11 protein-coding genes are annotated in these 14,566 nt (G+C 66.6%); 1 reads left to right on the top strand and 10 read right to left on the bottom strand.

The features are described 5' to 3' along the window. Positions 1 to 3: 3 nt before the first annotated feature. The 5 genes from mlaE to CEY09_RS18195 form a co-directional block, all read right to left on the bottom strand. Positions 4 to 792: a lipid asymmetry maintenance ABC transporter permease subunit MlaE gene (gene mlaE, locus CEY09_RS18215; RefSeq protein ID WP_006224547.1), complete on the bottom strand. Its 789-nt coding sequence runs from the start codon at positions 790 to 792 to the stop codon at positions 4 to 6. Further along, positions 789 to 1,625: an ABC transporter ATP-binding protein gene (locus tag CEY09_RS18210; RefSeq protein ID WP_088589746.1), complete on the bottom strand. Its 837-nt coding sequence runs from the start codon at positions 1,623 to 1,625 to the stop codon at positions 789 to 791. Before CEY09_RS18210 ends, mlaE begins: the two co-directional genes overlap by 4 nt. 283 nt (positions 1,626 to 1,908) lie before the next feature. Next, complete coding sequence (locus tag CEY09_RS18205; RefSeq protein WP_088589745.1) at positions 1,909 to 2,970, bottom strand: NAD(P)H-dependent flavin oxidoreductase; 1,062 nt, start codon at positions 2,968 to 2,970, stop codon at positions 1,909 to 1,911. A gap of 17 nt (positions 2,971 to 2,987) precedes the next feature. Then, a complete protein-coding gene (locus tag CEY09_RS18200) occupies positions 2,988 to 3,965 on the bottom strand; it encodes a Bug family tripartite tricarboxylate transporter substrate binding protein (protein WP_088589744.1) in 978 nt (325 codons plus the stop codon). Positions 3,966 to 3,990: 25 nt separating this feature from the next. Beyond that, positions 3,991 to 5,214, bottom strand: a complete 1,224-nt coding sequence (locus CEY09_RS18195) for a YbfB/YjiJ family MFS transporter (protein WP_088589743.1) — start codon at positions 5,212 to 5,214, stop codon at positions 3,991 to 3,993. Positions 5,215 to 5,278: 64 nt separating this feature from the next. On the opposite strand from CEY09_RS18195, the gene CEY09_RS18190 reads away from it, so the two are divergent. After that, the gene (locus CEY09_RS18190; RefSeq protein WP_088589742.1) at positions 5,279 to 6,142 is read left to right on the top strand and encodes a LysR family transcriptional regulator; all 864 of its coding nucleotides are present in this window, start codon (positions 5,279 to 5,281) and stop codon (positions 6,140 to 6,142) included. Here CEY09_RS18190 and CEY09_RS18185 read toward each other — a convergent pair. From CEY09_RS18185 to CEY09_RS18165, 5 genes are all read right to left on the bottom strand, one after another. Further along, positions 6,139 to 6,777 (bottom strand): OmpW/AlkL family protein, encoded by a 639-nt coding sequence (locus tag CEY09_RS18185; RefSeq protein WP_006224553.1) that lies wholly within the window; start codon positions 6,775 to 6,777, stop codon positions 6,139 to 6,141. The two genes, CEY09_RS18190 and CEY09_RS18185, sit on opposite strands and share 4 nt — an antisense overlap. A gap of 135 nt (positions 6,778 to 6,912) precedes the next feature. Next, on the bottom strand, positions 6,913 to 7,440 hold the full coding sequence (locus CEY09_RS18180) for a chromate transporter (RefSeq protein WP_088589741.1): 528 nt from the start codon (positions 7,438 to 7,440) through the stop codon (positions 6,913 to 6,915). Next, the gene (locus CEY09_RS18175; RefSeq protein ID WP_088589740.1) at positions 7,437 to 8,009 is read right to left on the bottom strand and encodes a chromate transporter; all 573 of its coding nucleotides are present in this window, start codon (positions 8,007 to 8,009) and stop codon (positions 7,437 to 7,439) included. The genes CEY09_RS18180 and CEY09_RS18175 overlap by 4 nt, the downstream gene beginning before the upstream one ends. Positions 8,010 to 8,133: 124 nt before the next feature. Then, positions 8,134 to 9,600: a glutamate synthase subunit beta gene (locus CEY09_RS18170; protein WP_006224556.1), complete on the bottom strand. Its 1,467-nt coding sequence runs from the start codon at positions 9,598 to 9,600 to the stop codon at positions 8,134 to 8,136. Positions 9,601 to 9,608: 8 nt separating this feature from the next. Continuing rightward, positions 9,609 to 14,348 carry a glutamate synthase-related protein gene (locus CEY09_RS18165; protein ID WP_088589739.1) on the bottom strand — a complete coding sequence of 1,580 codons (4,740 nt, stop codon included), beginning with the start codon at positions 14,346 to 14,348 and terminating at the stop codon, positions 9,609 to 9,611. Positions 14,349 to 14,566: the final 218 nt, after the last annotated feature.

Here is a 14,566-nt window from a genome sequence, read left to right as displayed (position 1 = left end):
GTTTCAATTTCCAAACATCAAGGCGGTGAGCAGGAAGTCCAGCCCAAGTACCGCCAGGGAGCCCACGACCACGGTGCGCGTGGTGGCGCGGGCGACGCCTTCGGGGGTGGGCCGAGCCTGCCAGCCTTCATAGAGCGCCACCAGCGTCACCGTGACGCCGAACACCAGGCTCTTGATGACCCCGTTGGCCACGTCGTTCCAGACATCGACGCCGCTTTGCATCTGCGACCAGAACGCGCCCGCGTCCACGCCGATCATCAGGACGCCGACGACCCAGCCGCCCAGGATGCCCACCATGGAGAACACCGCCGCCAGGATGGGCATGGCGATGATGCCGCCCCACAGGCGCGGCACCAGCACGCGGCGGATCGGGTCGACGGCCATGACTTCCATGGCCGACAGTTGTTCGCCGGCCTTCATCAGGCCGATTTCGGCGGTCAGGGACGTGCCCGCGCGGCCCGCGAACAGCAGCGCCGTCACGACAGGACCCAGTTCGCGCACCAGCGACAGGGCCACCAGCAGCCCCAACGCTTCTTCGGAACCATAGCGGTTCAACGTGTAATAGCCCTGCAGCCCCAGCACGAAGCCCACGAACATGCCGGACACGGCGATGATCAGGAGCGAATAGTTGCCGATGAAATGGACCTGTTGCGAGACCAGGCGCGGGCGCGAGAACACGATGCCGCTGCGTGCCAGCATGCCGCCGAAGAAGCGGGTGAAGTAGCCGATGCCGGAGACGAGGTTGCGCACCCAACCGCCCAGCGCGCTCACGGGATTGTGGGATCCGCTCATGCTTTGCGCCCTTTCTGTTCGGAAAGCCACTTCTGGAAAGCGGGCGTTTCGGGATACTGGAACGCGACCGGGCCGTCGGGTTCGCCTTTCAGGAATTGCTGGACATACGGGTCTTGCGAGGCCGACAGCGATTCCGGGGTGCCGGCGGCGGCAAGCTTGCCCTGCCCCACCAGGTACACCTGGTCGGCAATGGCGAAGGACTCCTGCACGTCGTGGGTGATCAGCACCGAGGCGCAACCCAGGCGGTCGGCCAGGCTGCGGATCAGGCGGGCGGTGATGCCCAGCGAGATCGGGTCCAGCCCGGCGAAGGGTTCGTCGTACAGGATCAGTTCGGGTTCCAGCACCACGGCGCGGGCGAGCGCGACGCGGCGCGCCATGCCGCCGGAGATCTCGGCCACCTTCAGGTGCGCCGCAGCACGCAGGCCGACGGCATCCAGTTTGTCCAGGACGCGGTCGGTGATGTCGGATTCGGACAGTTTGGTGTGTTCGCGCAGCGGGAACGCGACGTTTTCGAACACATTCAGGTCGGTGAAGAGCGCGCCCTGCTGGAACAGCACGCCCATGCGCTTGCGCAGGGATTGCAATTCGGCGCGGCTGGCGCGGCCGATGTCCTGGCTGAACGCCAGGACCTGGCCCTGCTGCGCGACGAGCTGGCCGGTGGCCGCCCGCAACAGCGTGGTCTTGCCCGAACCCGAGCCGCCCATGACGGCGACCACTTGGCCCGCGCGCACGTCCATGGAGATATCGCGCAAGACGGTGAAATCACCGTAGCCTAGCGCCACACCTTCCAGGCGCAGGGCGAATTCCGGGGTGCTGCTTGTTTGAGCGGGCATGGGCAACGAAATGGGTGTTTCGGTGGCGGAGCTTGCCCTGTTGCCTTGTCGACACGCAGGACGGCTAACCGGGGCGGCGCGGGCAAGACAGGCTGCGTCGGGAAGCGCCCGGTTATCTCAGGTGCGGGGGACCAAGACGGACTCTGGCCCCCAGCGGCGAGGCGCCATTGTAGCCCGACGCTTTGTAATCACAATGCGATAGGTCGCCAGTGGAACAGTGTTTTCGGTATCAGGGACAATCGCCCGCCCCGGCGCGGGACGCCGGGCGAGACCCGCCCGGCGCTCAGCGGCGCGCCTGGGCCGCCCGGGTTTCCCGCGCCAGGCGGTCGACCAGGTCGGCCGTGCGTTCGCGCCGGGCCAGCGGGGCGGCCTGCCCTGCCCACAGGGACAGCACGTTGATATTGCCGGCCTTGCCGCCCGCCGTGCGCATGGGGCGGGTCAGCGCATTCTGCAGCGGATACGGCAGGATGTCGGCGGCGATGGCGTCGGCGTCGCGCATGAAGGCGTTGGAGATGCCGCGCGCGGGCCGGCCCGAGAAGGCGCGGGTCACGCGGGATTGTTCGGCGCGCGATGCCGGCAGCACGGCCTTGTAGGCGTCGCTGATACCCGACTCGTCTGTCGTGAGGAAGGCCGTCCCCATTTGTGCCACGTCGGCGCCCAGCGCCAGCGCGGCGGCGATGCCGCGGCCGTCCATGATGCCCCCGGAGGCGATCACCGGCACGGAAACCGCGTCCGCCATCTGCGGCACGAGCGCCATGGTGCCGATCAGCGATTGTTCGAAATCGTCCAGGAAGGTGCCGCGGTGCCCGCCCGCTTCGGCCCCCTGGGCCACGACGGCGTCCACGCCGTCCTGCTCCAGCGCGACCGCCTCGCGCACGGTGGTGGCCGTACCGACGGTCAGGATGCCCAGTTCGCGGCAGCGCGCCAGCACGTCGGCCGGGATCCGGCCAAAGGTGAAGCTGAAGACCGCCGGGCGTAGTCGCAGCATGGCGTCGATCTGCCCGGGCAGCGGGTCGGCCTGCGGACCGGGTGCGGCCGGGGCCGGCAGGCCCAATTGTTCATGGTAGCGGGCCATCAGGGCCAGCATGCGGCCGGTGTCGCCCTGGGTGGGTTGCTCCGCCACGGATGCGAACAGGTTGATGGCGAACGGGCGCGGCGTGCGGGCACGGATGTCCGCCACCGCCGCCTCGATCTGCTCGGGGCTCATGTAGGCCGCCCCGAGCGATCCCAGGACGCCCGCTTTCGACGCCTCGGACACCAGCTCCACCGTGGTTGCGCCGCCCGCCATGGGGGCCTGGATGATGGGATGGTCCAACTTTAGAAGGTCAAGCAGACGGGTGGCCATGGGAAGACTCCTAGGGGTTATTGAAGCTGGATGTTCCCAGCCTTGATGACGTGGGCCCACTTCTCGGTTTCGCTCTTGATGAAGGCCGCGAATTCTTCGGGTGTGCCGCCGCCGGCCTGGCTACCGGTGTCGGCAATGGCCTTCTGCACATCCGGTTCCTTCAGGATGCGGTTGAATTCGGCGTTCAACTTGGCGATGATCGGCGCCGGCGTGCCCGCCGGGGCCACGATGCCCTGCCAGTTATAGGACTCGAAGCCCGGCAGGCCCGATTCGGCCATCGGGGGCACGTCAGGCAGCACGTCGAGGCGCTTGGCGGACGTGACGGCGATGGGGTGGATCTTGGCGCCCTGGATGGCGGGCAGCGCGGAATAGCCCATTTCGAACATCATCGAGATATGGCCGCCCATCAGGTCGGTCGCGGCCAGGCTGCCGCCCTTGTAAGGGACGTGCACGATGTCGATCTTGGCCTGTTCGCGGAACATTTCGCCCGACAGGTGGTGCGCGCCGCCCACGCCAGACGAGCCGAAGGACAGCTTGCCGGGTTGCTTCTTCGCCAGTGCGATCAGGTCAGCCAGCGTCTTGACCGGCAGCTCGTTATTCACGCTCAGCACCAGCGGGCTGTTTTCGATCAGGACGATGGGGGCCAGGTCCTTTTGCGGGTTGTACGGCATTTCCGTCATTAGCGACGGGTTCACCGCCATGGGGGCCAGGTTGCCTGTGCCGATGGTGTAGCCGTCCGGGGCAGCCTTGGCGATCAGGTTGGTGCCGACCACGCCGCCCGCGCCCGCCTTGTTCTCGACCACGATGGGCTGGCCCAGCGATTCGCCCAGCTTGCGCGCCAGCAACCGCACGCGCGTGTCGGCAAAGCCGCCCGGCGCGTAGGGAACGATCATGGTGATGGGTTTGGCGGGCCAGTCGGTGGTCTGGGCCTGGGCGGTGCCGCTGAAGGCGGCAACGGCCGCCAACGCGGCGATCAGGGGGCGCAAAGATTTCATGCTGGGTGACTCCTCGTTCTTTTCTCTAATGTGTGCAGCCCTGCGGGCCGATCGCATTATGCCCAGCGCCTTTGTCTTCTGTCGTGATTTTTCCCAAGCGCCAGGCCGAGAGCGCGAGGAGGCCCGCGCCGGCGCCCAGCACTTGCGGCAGGCCCGCGCCCCAGTGCGCGGCCCACGAGGCCAGCAGCGGCCCCAGGATCTGTCCGGCGGCAAACGCGGCGGTCATGATGGCGGCGGCCCGGGGGGCGGCGGCGCCGGCGGCGCGCCGGGCGGTCAGCATGCCTGCCTGCGTAATCACCATGAAGGTGCCGCCCACCAGCAACGCGGCCACGATCACGGCGGCGATGTGGTGCCACAGCGCCACGGCCAGCATGCCCAGCGCCATCAGCGCCTGGGCGCCCTGCCAGACGCGCTTGTCGTCACGACCGCGCGCAAGCCTGGGAACCAGCAGGCAGGAAACCGCCGCGGCCAACCCGAACAGCGGCCAGGCCCAGCCGAAGATGGCGGGGTCGGAGATGACTTCCTTGGCCATCGCGGGCAGGAAGGTGGCGGGAATGATGTAGCCCACGCCGAATACGCCGTAGTGCAACGCCAGCCGGGGAATCGCGGGGGACATCGGGGCGGGTCGCGCGGCGGCGGCCGATGGCCGGGCGGAGGCGGCGGGCCGGTTCAGCCCCGGCCAGGCGATGGCGGACAGGGCCAGCGTCAACCCGCCCAGGGCCAGCCACATGCCGTCGGCCCGGACGCCCCAGGCCATCAGCGCCAGACAGGCCAGCCCCGTCAGCGCGATGCCCGCGCCCACGCCGGCATAGGTCAGCCCCGACGCCGCGGGCTCGCGCGGGTCGCCCGCCGGCACGGGTCGCGAGCTGGCCACGCAGATGAAGGCGCTGGCGCTGGCATACCCCGCGGCAAGCCGCAGCGCGCACCAGAACGCGACGTCATGGATCAGCGGCATGGCCAGCGTCAGCAGCGCTACCGCCAGCAGGCTCAGCGCCAATTGGCCGCGCGGGTGGCGCACCGGCCAGACGACGGCCGCCAGGGCGCCCAGCAGATAGCCCGCATAGTTGGCCGAGGCGATCCAGCTGCCCTGCGCCAAAGACAAGCCGCCTTCCTGCGCCATCAGCGGCCAGACCGGGGTGAAGGCGAAACGGCCGATCCCCATGGCGGCGGCCAGCGCCAGAGCGGCGGGCCAGGCCAGGCTGGCGGCGCTGCGGGAGTCGGGAACGGAAGGGTAAGCAGGCGTTGACATGCATCCACTCTACGGCTGTACTAATATCTTTAATAGTGAATTATTAAGAACATAGGTTCTTGAAATGAGAAACTTGGATCTCGACGCGTTGCAGATCTTCAAGGCGGTGGCCGACCAGGGCGGCGTGGCGCGCGCGGCCCAGCACCTGAACCGAGTGCAGTCCAATGTCTCGACGCGGTTAAAGCAGCTGGAAGCCTCGCTGAATGCCCCACTCTTTCGGCGCCAGAACCGCCGTCTGGTGTTGTCGGACCAGGGGCGCGTGCTGCTGTCGTACGCCGACCGTCTGCTGCGCCTGTCGGACGAGGCGCAGGCTGCGGTGCGCGATGGCGCGCCGCAAGGCGTGTTGCGCATCGGCACGATGGAAAGCACGGCAGCCGCGCGCCTGCCGCCGATCCTGGCGGCCTATCACGCGGCGTGGCCGCAGGTGGGAATCGAATTGGTCACGGGCACGTCCGGCGCGTTGGCGGCCAAGGTGCGCAACTACGACATCGACGCGGCGTTCGTGGCCCAGCCGTTTTCGGCGGACGGCCTGGCGGCCATCGATGCCTTCAAAGAAGAGCTGACGCTGATTTCGCCGCTGGCCTGGGGAGCAATCACCAGCGCCCAGGATCTTGGCGACCGTACGGTCATCGCGTTTGCGGCAGGGTGTTCGTATCGGCGCATCCTGGAATCGTGGTTGAACCACGAAGGCCTGGCGCCAGGCAGGGTGATGGAGTTTGCGTCGTACCACGCCATCGTGGCGTGCGTGGCGGCAGGGTCAGGCGTCGCCATCGTGCCGCGTTCGGTGCTGGCGGTGCTGGGTGCGGAACATTCGGTCTGCGTCAGCGCGCTGTCCGGCTCGTATGCGCACGCGCAGACCCAGCTGGTCTGGCGTGCGGATGACGATACGCCTGCGCTGCAGGCGTTGCGCCAGCAGTTGATCGCTTAGAAGCGGTAGCCGACGCCCAGCGTGGCCACCCACGGATCGATGCGTGCGGTGCCGATGTGCTGGCCGTCCAGCTTCACCTTCGACTTGATGTCGATGTAGCGGATGTCGGCGTTCATGAACCAGCGTTCGTTGATCTTGAAGTCCGCGCCCAATTGCGCGGCCACGCCCCAGGAGTCGCCCAGCTTCAGGTTCGAGCCCTTCAGCGCGCCTTCGGCCTTGGTGTCGAAGAAGTGCGTGTAGTTGATGCCGACGCCGATGTACGGCTGGATCATGCTGTCGGGCAGGATGTGCCATTGCAGGCTGAGCGTGGGCGGCAGTTGCTTGCTGGAGCCGATCTTGCCCAGGCCGCTGCCGCTGACGTCGTGTTCGAACGGCCAGGCGCCCAGCAGTTCGATGCCGATGTTGCGCGTGACCATGTAGCCCAGCGTGAAGCTCGGGCGCACGTTGTTGTTGACGTCGAGCTTGACGCTGCCATCAAGCACCGACCCGTTGTTGGATGAAGGACGGACCTGCGTCACGCCCACCCGGAACAGCACGTCGCCTGCCTCATGGGCATGCGCGGGAGCGGCGAGTGCGCCGGCGGCGATCAGGCCGGCGATGGCGGTGGCGCGGAAACGCCCGTTCAGCGAAAACATTTTTCTTCTCCGATCTTTCCATGAGGGTGAGACCACAGGTTCTCAAACCTGGCGCAGGGCCCGGTTGATATGTGTCAAACCGTGAAAAGATGCGGGAGTCGCCGTGGCGGACCGGCAACAGGAAGCAGACAGATCCTATGCAAGCGCCAACAAAAAAACGCCGGCGCCCAGGCCCAGCATGATGAAAGGGCTGATGCGCGTATAGACCAGCGCCGCGGTGGAGGCGGCCGCCACGGCCCAGGCCCACGCGCCGCCCTCGGCTGCGCGCAGGATCGTGCATGACGAGGCCAGGATCATGCCGGCGGCCACCGGCACCAGCCCGGCTTCGATGGAACGGATGCAGGCGGTATGCCGGTAGCGCGCCCAGACCCGCGCCAGCGCGTAGATCAGCAGCGAGCACGGCAGGAAGATGGCGATCGATGCCACGATCGCGCCGGCCCAGCCTCCCACGTGCCAGCCTATCAGGGTCACCAGCAGCGATGCCGGTCCGGGCGTGATGCGCGACAGCGCGAAGTAGTCCAGGAACTGCGCATCGTTGATCCAGCCATAGCTGTCCACCGCCTGGCGATGGATGTCCGGCAGGATGCTCTGGCCACCGCCCACGGTCAGGAACGACAGCGGCGTGAACACCGCGAACAGGTCGTGCAGCGTCGCCAGGTTCATTTGCGCGGCTCCTGCCGGCGGATGCGCGTGTACGCAATGAAGATCGACAACGGCGCCATCACGCCCACCACCCACAGCAGCGGCAGGCGCAACAGAAAGATGGCGATGAAGGTGCAGAGCATGATGGCGGCGGGCACCCGTCCGATCAAGGCCCGCCGCGCGGCGCGCAAGCCCGTCTGCAGCGATACGCCCACCGCAGCGGCGGCCACCCCGGCCATCGCCACGTGCAGGCCGTGCGACTGCGCCATGCTGGCGAACAGCGCCGCCAGCGCAATCGCCACCAGCATGGGCGCCACGGTGATGCCCAGGCCGCCCAGCAAGGCGCCGGGCCCGCCGCGCAGCCGGAAGCCGATCCAGATGGCCAGGTTCACCACGTTCACGCCGGGAAAGGACTGCGCCAGGGCCAGCCCGGACAGGAAATCGGATTCCGACATCCAGCGCCGCTGCTGCACGAATTCCCGCATCATCCAGCCGCTCAAGCCCCCGCCGAAACTCGTCAGGCCGACTTTGGTGAATGCCAGGAAGATCTGCGGCAAGGTGGGCGGAGCGGTGGCGGCGTCGGAGGACATGGCGGGCAAGGGAGGGGGCGATGGCGCATCTTACGGAAACGCGAATGTCGCCAGCCTGAATGCATTCGCCGCCTTGGCGCGGGGGGCGCGAAGGCGGCGAACGGGGCTTTTCAGAAGAAAAGGATCAGCGCGGCAGTTCGCTCGCGCCCATCAGGTAGGCATCCACCGAACGCGCGCACTGGCGGCCTTCGCGGATGGCCCAAACCACCAGCGACTGGCCCCGGCGCATGTCGCCCGCGGCAAACACCTTTTCAACGTTGGTGCGGTAGTCGTCGGTGTTGGCGCGCACGTTGCCGCGCGCGTCGCGGTCCACGCCGAAAGCGTCCAGCACCGTCTGCACCGGCGATACGAAGCCCATGGCCAGCAGCACGAGGTCAGCCTTGATCTCGAACTCCGAGCCTTCGACTTCGCGCATCTTCATCTGGCCGGTGGCGTCGTCCTTGAACCATTCGACGCGGGCGCCGACCAGCTTTTCGACCTTGCCGTTGCTGCCCTTGAGCAGCTTGGTGGTCACGGACCAGTCGCGGTCGCAGCCTTCTTCGTGCGAGGACGACGTACGCATCTTCAGCGGCCAGTACGGCCACGTCATGGTCTTGTTTTCGGATTCGGGCGGCTGAGGCATCAGTTCGAATTGCGTGACCGAAGCCGCGCCGTGCCGGTTGCTCGTGCCCACGCAGTCGGAACCCGTATCGCCGCCGCCGATCACGACCACGTGCTTGCCCTTCGCAAGCGTCTGGTCGGTCAGGCGGTCGCCGGCAACGGCCTTGTTCTGCTGGCGCAGGAAGTCCATCGCGTAGTACACGCCCGACAGTTCGCGGCCCGGCACCGGCAGGTCGCGCGGGGTCTCGGAACCGCCCGTCATGACGATCGCGTCGAATTCCGCCTTCAGCGAATCCGGCGTGCGCACCGTCAGGCCATCGGCCACGGGGTCCTTCGGGTTGCCGATGTAGGTCGACGGCGCGAATTCCACGCCCTCGGCTTCCATCTGCGAAATGCGGCGGTCGATCTGGTGCTTTTCCAGCTTGAAGTCCGGGATGCCGTAGCGCAGCAGGCCGCCGATGCGGTCGCTCTTTTCGAACAGCGTCACGGAGTGGCCGGCGCGCGCCAGTTGCTGCGCGCACGCCATGCCGGCGGGGCCGGAGCCCACGACCGCGACCTTCTTGCCCGTCTTCTTGGCCGGCACCAGCGGGGCGACCCAGCCTTCGGCCCAACCCTTGTCGATGATCGCGTGTTCGATGGACTTGATGCCGACAGCGTCGCTGTTGATGTTCAAGGTACAGGCGGCCTCACACGGCGCCGGGCAGATGCGGCCGGTGAACTCGGGGAAGTTGTTGGTGGAGTGCAGCACGTCCAGCGCGCGGCGCCAGTCCTGCTTGTACACCAGGTCATTCCAGTCCGGGATGATGTTGTTGACCGGGCAGCCGTTGTTGCAGAACGGGATGCCGCAGTCCATGCAGCGCGCGGCTTGCTGCTTGGCCTGGTCATCGGTCAGGTGCAGCACGAATTCGCGCCAGTTCTTCAGCCGCTTCTGCGGGGCCTCGGAGGCCTCCTGCAGACGCTGAAATTCCATAAAGCCGGTAATCTTTCCCATGGTATCCCTCACGCAGCCAGTTGTTGCTGGTTGGCTGCACGCCACATTTCACCCAATGCGCGACGGTAGTCCGTCGGCATGACCTTTACGAATTTGCCGCGCGAGGCTTCCCAGTCGCCCAGGATCTCGCGGGCGCGGTAGCTGCCGGTGTAGCGGAAGTGGTCTTCCACCAGGCGGCGCAGGATGGTTTCATCCGTCTCGCGTTCGCCACCGCGCTGCGCGCTGTGCCAGATGTCGATGTTGTTGCCCGCCTGCTGTTCCGCATGCGGTGCCACGCCTTCCAGTTCCACCATCGACAGGTTGACGCGGTGCTTGAGCGTGCGTTCCGGATCCCACACATACGCCACGCCGCCCGACATGCCGGCCGCGAAGTTGCGGCCCGTCGCGCCCAGCACCACGACCGTGCCGCCCGTCATGTACTCGCAGCCGTGGTCGCCCGTGCCTTCCACGACCGTCGCGGCGCCCGAGTTACGCACCGCGAAACGTTCGCCGGCCACGCCATTGAAGAACGCTTCGCCTGCCAGCGCGCCATACAGCACGGTGTTGCCGGCAATGATGTGGTCGGGGCCGAAGCCGCGGAAGTCGTTGGGCGAGCGCACGATGATGCGGCCGCCGGACAGGCCCTTGCCGACGTAGTCGTTGCCTTCGCCCACCAGGTCCATCGTGATGCCGTGCGCCAGGAACGCGCCGAAGCTTTGGCCGGCGGTGCCGTTGCACTGGATGTGGATGGTGTCGTCCGGCAAGCCGTCATGGCCGTAGCGCGAAGCCACGGCGCCCGACAGCATGGCGCCGATCGTGCGGTTGCGGTTGCGCACCGGCACGATGAACGACACCTTTTCGCCGCGTTCCAACGCGGGGCGGCTGCGGTCGATCAACTGGTGGTCCAGCGCGCCGGCCAGGCCGTGGTCCTGCTCTTCGGTCTGGCGCACGTCGGCATCCGACTGCGTTTGATGGAACACGCGGGCGAAGTCCAGCCCTTGCGCCTTCCAGTGCTCGACGCCCGAACGCATGTCCAGCAGATCGGCGCGGCCGATCAGGTCGTCGAACTTGCGGATGCCCAGCTGGGCCATGATTTCGCGGACTTCTTCGGCGATGAAGAAGAAGAAGTTCACGACGTGCTCGGGCTTGCCCTGGAATTTCTTGCGCAGGACCGGGTCTTGCGTGGCCACGCCCACCGGGCAGGTGTTCAGGTGGCACTTGCGCATCATGATGCAGCCTTCGACGACCAGCGGGGCGGTCGCGAAGCCGAATTCGTCGGCGCCCAGCAGCGCGCCGATGACGACGTCGCGGCCGGTCTTCATCTGGCCGTCGGCCTGCACGCGGATGCGGCTGCGCAGGCGGTTCAGCACCAGCGTCTGCTGCGTTTCGGCCAGGCCCAGTTCCCACGGCGTGCCCACGTGCTTGATGGACGACACCGGAGACGCGCCCGTGCCGCCGTCATGGCCGGCGATCACGACGTGGTCGGCCTTGGCCTTGGCGACACCGGCGGCGACCGTGCCCACGCCCACTTCGGACACGAGCTTGACCGACACCGAGGCCTTGGAATTCACGTTCTTCAGATCGTGGATCAGCTGGGCCAAGTCTTCGATCGAGTAGATGTCATGGTGCGGCGGGGGCGAAATCAGGCCCACGCCCGGCACCGAATAGCGCAGCTTGGCGATGTATTCCGACACCTTGTGGCCGGGCAACTGGCCGCCTTCGCCGGGCTTGGCGCCTTGCGCCATCTTGATCTGGATCTGGTCGGCCGACGACAGGTACTCGGCGGTCACGCCGAAACGGCCCGACGCCACCTGCTTGATCTTCGAGCGCAGCGAGTCGCCCTTCTTCAGCACGACGTCGGCTTCGATGCGGTCGGAACCCAGCAGCGAGGCCAGCGTGTCGCCGTCCTTGATGGTGCTCTTGCCTTCGCGCATTTCGGCGCGGTAGCGCAGCTCGTCTTCGCCGCCTTCGCCGGTGTTGGATTTGCCGCCGATGCGGTTCATGGCCACGGCCAGCACCGAGTGCGCTTCGGTCGAGATCGAACCCAGCGACATGGCGCCGGTGGCAAAGCGCTTGACGATGTCCTTGGCCGATTCGACGTCGTCCAGCGGGATGGCGCGCGACGGGTCGAAGCGGAACTCGAACAGGCCGCGCAAGGTCATGTGGCGACGGCTCTGGTCGTTGATGATCTGCGCGTATTCCTTATACGTGCGGTAGTTGTTGGCGCGCGAGGCGTGCTGCAGCTTGGCGATGGAATCCGGCGTCCACATGTGTTCTTCGCCCCGCACGCGGTAGGCGTATTCGCCGCCGGCGTCCAGGTCGTTGGCCAGCACCGGGTCGGTGCTGAACGCCGCGCGGTGCTGGCGCAGCGCTTCTTCGGCCACCTGGAAGATGCCGATGCCTTCGATGTTGGACGAGGTGCCGGTGAAGTACTTGTTCACCAGGCCGCTTTGCAGGCCCACGGCTTCGAAGATCTGCGCGCCGGTGTAGGACATGTAGGTCGAGATGCCCATCTTGGACATGACCTTGTTCAAGCCCTTGCCGATGGCCTTGATGAAGTTCTTCACGGCCTTTTCGGGGTCATTCATCTTGCCCAGCGATTCCAGCGCCAGGTAGGGGTGAATGGCTTCGGCGCCGTAGCCGCCCAGCAGCGCGAAGTGGTGCACTTCGCGTGCCGAACCGGTCTCCACGACCAGGCCGGTGTTGGTGCGCAGGCCGGCGCGGATCAAGTGCTGGTGGACGGCGGAGGTTGCCAGCAGCGCGGGGATGGCCACGCGCTCGCTGTCGACCAGGCGGTCCGACACGATCAGAATGTTGTAGCCGCTTTGCACCGCATCGACGGCGCGCGCGCACAGCGCGGCCACGCGGGCTTCGATGCCCTCGGGGCCCCAGGCGGCGGGGTACGTGATGTCCAGTTCAAAGCTGCGGAACTTCTTGCCCGTGACCTGCTCGATGTCGCGGATCTGCGCCATGGCGGCGAAGTCCAGCACCGGCTGGGACACTTCCAGGCGCAGCGGCGGGTTGACGTTGTTGATGTCCAGCAGGTTGGGCTTGGGGCCGATGAACGACACCAGCGACATCACCAGCTGTTCGCGGATGGGGTCGATCGGCGGGTTCGTGACCTGGGCGAACAACTGGCGGAAGTAGTTGTAGAACGGCTTGGCGCGGTCCGACAGCACGGCCAGCGGGGCGTCGTTGCCCATCGAGCCGATGACTTCCTCGCCGGTCGAGGCCATGGGTTCCAGGATGAACTTGTAGTCTTCCTGGGTCCAGCCGAAGGCCTGCTGGCGATCCAGCAGCGACACGGACGACTGCGTGGCAACGGCGACCTGGCGCGGCGCCGGCAGCGATTCCAGCTTGATCTGCAGGCGTTCGATCCACTGGCGGTACGGGCGGCTGTTGGCCAGCTGCAACTTGATCTCGGCGTCGTCGATGATACGGCCCTGTTCCAGGTCGATCAGGAACATCTTGCCCGGCTGCAGGCGCCACTTCTTGACGATGCGGTTCTCGGGGATCGACAGCGTGCCGGCTTCCGAGGCCAGGATGACCATGTCGTCATCGGTGACCAGGTAGCGGGCGGGACGCAGGCCGTTGCGGTCCAGCGTGGCGCCGATCTGGCGGCCATCGGTGAACGCGACGGCGGCGGGGCCGTCCCACGGCTCCATCATGGCGGCGTGGTACTCGTAGAATGCGCGGCGCGACTCGTCCATCTGCGTGTGCTGTTCCCAGGCTTCCGGGATCATCATCATCATGGCGTGGGCCAGTGAATAACCCGAATTCACCAGCAGTTCCAGGCAGTTGTCGAACGTGGCGGTGTCGGACTGGCCTTCGTAGACGATGGGGTACAGCTTCTTCAGGTCGTCGCCCAGCACGGCCGACTGCATCATGCCTTCACGGGCGCGCAGCCAGTTGAAGTTGCCCTTGACCGTGTTGATTTCGCCGTTGTGGGCGATCATGCGGTACGGGTGGGCCAGCGGCCAGGCGGGGAACGTGTTGGTCGAGAAGCGCTGGTGTACCAGCGCCAGGGCGGACACCGTGCGGGTGTCGGCCAGGTCGCGGTAGTAGCGGCCCACCTGGTCGGCCAGCAGCAGGCCCTTGTAGACCACGGTGCGCACCGAGGCCGACGGCACGAAGTATTCCTTGCCGTGGGCCAGATGCATGGCCTGGATGGCGTGGCTGGCGGTCTTGCGGATCACGTACAGCTTGCGTTCCAGCGCGTCGGGCACCATCACGTCGGCGCCACGGCCGATGAACAGTTGGCGGATGACGGGTTCGCAGTCGCGCACGGTGGGCGACATGGGCATGTCGACGTCCACCGGAACATTGCGCCAGCCCAGGACGACCTGGCCTTCGGCACGCACGGAACGTTCCAGTTCCTGTTCGCACGCCAGGCGCGAGGCGGTTTCCTTGGGCAGGAACACCATGGCCACGCCGTACTCGCCCGGAGGCGGCAGGATGATGCCTTGCTGGCTCAGTTCGTCACGGTAGAGCGTGTCCGGGATCTGGATCAGGATGCCCGCGCCGTCGCCCATCAGCTTGTCTGCGCCGACCGCGCCGCGGTGGTCCAGGTTTTCCAGGATCTTCAGGCCTTGCTGGATGATCGCGTGGCTTTTCTTGCCCTTGATGTGCGCAACAAAACCGACGCCGCAGGCGTCATGCTCATTCTTGGGGTGGTACAGGCCCTGGGCCGAAGGCAGACCGATGCGGCTGGCATCGATGGGGGTCGCCTTGGCGGTGGGACAGGATTCGATCGGGGTAATTTGGGGCATGGCGCGCTCCGCAGTGGGCCTGCGTCGTAATGTTGCAGTGCAGGAGACGGACAATACCCCCGCTGCAAGTAGGGTGCAATAAGAACAAATAGGGTATGACCCTATTTATATCTATGCTCCATCATAGGGCATAAATATAGGGACATAACAACGGCCGCGCCATTATTGGCTTGCCACGGCGGGGTGTCTGGCCCCTTGCCGTCGGACCTGGTGTAATC

Source organism: Achromobacter marplatensis, assembly GCF_002209535.1.
Taxonomy (GTDB): Bacteria; Pseudomonadota; Gammaproteobacteria; order Burkholderiales; family Burkholderiaceae_B; genus Achromobacter; species Achromobacter marplatensis.
The sequence above is the reverse complement of the archived record's forward strand: the minus strand, read 5'-3'. Positions and strand labels throughout refer to the sequence as shown.